This window comes from Streptomyces sp. (genome assembly GCF_036566765.1).
Classification (GTDB): domain Bacteria; phylum Actinomycetota; class Actinomycetes; order Streptomycetales; family Streptomycetaceae; genus Streptomyces.
Genome location: NZ_DATCVQ010000318.1, coordinates 1 through 2,138 on the forward strand (window position 1 = coordinate 1; position 2,138 = coordinate 2,138).

General features: G+C 69.8%; 3 protein-coding genes and 1 pseudogene. All 4 read left to right on the forward strand.

Going from position 1 to position 2,138, the window contains the following annotated elements:
• Positions 1-207, forward strand: a 207-nt coding sequence (locus tag VIU94_RS18815) for a hypothetical protein (RefSeq protein ID WP_331912986.1), incomplete at its 5' end; no start/stop codon positions are given.
• A gap of 120 nt (positions 208-327) precedes the next feature.
• The gene (locus VIU94_RS18820) at positions 328-1,287 is read left to right on the forward strand and encodes an expansin EXLX1 family cellulose-binding protein (protein WP_331912987.1); all 960 of its coding nucleotides are present in this window, start codon (positions 328-330) and stop codon (positions 1,285-1,287) included.
• Between the two features lie 122 nt (positions 1,288-1,409).
• Positions 1,410-1,937 carry a SigE family RNA polymerase sigma factor gene (locus tag VIU94_RS18825; protein WP_331912988.1) on the forward strand — a complete coding sequence of 176 codons (528 nt, stop codon included), beginning with the start codon at positions 1,410-1,412 and terminating at the stop codon, positions 1,935-1,937.
• Positions 1,934-2,138 (forward strand): annotated as a pseudogene (locus VIU94_RS18830) (hypothetical protein); the annotation flags it as partial. The gene VIU94_RS18825 and the pseudogene VIU94_RS18830, both read left to right, overlap by 4 nt.

The following is a 2,138-nucleotide window of genomic DNA, read 5'->3' on the forward strand; positions in this document are numbered from 1 at the left end:
GCCCTGTACCTGATCGGCACCGTCAAGGACGCCACCGGAGTCTTCCGCTCCACCGACAAGGGCGCCACCTGGCTCCGCGTCAACGACAAGGCCCACCAGTGGGGCGCCATCGGCGCCGTCGGCGTCATCACTGGCGACCCCGACACCTACGGCCGCGTCTACATCGGCACCAACGGACGCGGTCTGCAGTACGGCGACCCGTCCTGACCCCACGACCCATCGAGCCCCGGGTCGGCCTGTCAGCAGGCTGACCCGGGGCGGCAACCTTTTCGGCGCCGGCGGCAACTGCGCTGCGGAACGTCGACTCGATCTACCGAACGGATGGACATGAGGACAACGAATCACGGCGCGGCGCAGCCGCTGCGCAAGCACCGGCGGGCCATCGGCATTCCGCTGGCACTGCTGGCTGTCGGCGTTGTGGCCTGCCTCGCCACCGTGCTCCTCGCCGGGGGCAGCACCGACGCCTGGCGTACCACCGACGGGTCCGTCACTGCTGCGTCGGCGAGCGGCTCTCCGACCGCGGCACCCGACGCCACGATCGCTTCGGCGCAGCCACCAGACGCGAGTCCGCTGCCATCGCCCCGCGGTACCCGAACACCGTCGACCACAAGCAGGCCGCGTACGCCTTCCAGCACCCCGCGCACGGAATCCGCGGAGTCCACCGGGTCGTTGACCGGACGGATCAGGCCCGCCGTCCGTTACCGGGGCGTCGCGACCGCCTACGAAGCGGGCGACGGGAATGGCGCCTGCCTCTACGGCCCGTCCGACGACCTCATGGTCGCGGCGATGAACCACACCGACTACGAATCGGCCAAGGCATGCGGGGCGTACGTGCTGGTCCGCGCCGCCAACGGGGCCTCCATCAAGGTCCGGATAGTCAACGAGTGCCCGTTGCCCTGCGCGCCCGGGCAGATCGACCTCAGCCAACAGGCCTTCGCCAAACTCGCCGACCTTTCCGTCGGCCGGCTCCCGATCACGTGGACGCTGCTGAGCCCCGCCGCGTCCGGCACGATCTCCATCCGATACAAGGACGGGTCCAGTCAGTACTGGTGTGGCATCCAGGCGATCGGTCACCGCAACCCGTTGGCGGCGCTCGAGGTCCGGACCGCCAACGGCTGGCGAAAGCTGCAGCGCACCGACTACAACTACTTCCTCTCCCCTGACGGCAGCGGGTGCGGCAAAGCGATCAGAATCACCGACATCTACGGTGAGCGGCTGACCATCCGCGGGATCGCCCTCAAACCGGACGTCGCGCAGCCGACCCCGGTCCAGTTCGCCCGGCACTGACCGTGCCGCCCGTCCATCGTCAGGTCCCACGGACGATCTCCGTCCGGCCGCAGGTGAGGGGCGTTGCTACGCTCAGGCCGATTGTTAACGCGAACATCGCAGGGAGAGGGCAGCCGCGGGAGATGCTCGCCGACGACGTGTCCACAGAGTTCCACGACTTCTTCGAACGCCACTACGCCGAACTGGCCCGCCTCGCCCACCTCCTGACCGGCGAGAAGGACGCGGCGGACGACCTCGCCGCCGATGCCCTGGTCGCCCTGTGGCAACGCTGGGACCGGTTGCGGGCAGCGCACCACCCGGTCGCCTACGCCCGCGGCGTAGTGGCCAATCTGGCGCGGGAAAGGATCCGGAGCAGGGTACGCGAGCGACGGCGAGTAGCGCTGTTCTGGTCCCTCAGTACGGAACTGGTGGACGGGCCGGACGCTGCGGTCGTGCTGGACGTCCGAGCCGCGCTCACCCGACTGCCGTTCCGCAAGCGAGCGTGCGTGGTCACGCGCCACGCCCTCGACCTGTCGGAGAAGGACACCGCCGCTGCGCTGGGCATCTCGGTCGGTACGGTGAAGAGCCAGACCTCTAAGGGGATGGCCGAGCTGGAACGGTTGCTCCGCGCGGAAGCGGTCGGCGAACTGGCGAGGGGGAGGAACCGGTGAACGACGAGATCAGCCGGCGGCTGCGAGAGACCGCCGAGGCTCACGAGCCCAACCGCGCAAGGATCCTGGCGCGCGTGGAGCGCGGCGCGGCCGACCCCAGTGTCCGGCACCGCACACCTTCGATCGCGAGGTCATGGCCCCGGGCAGCGATCGTCGGTCTCGTCGCCGCTGCCACCCTGGCGACCGGCGGTCTCGCCGTCG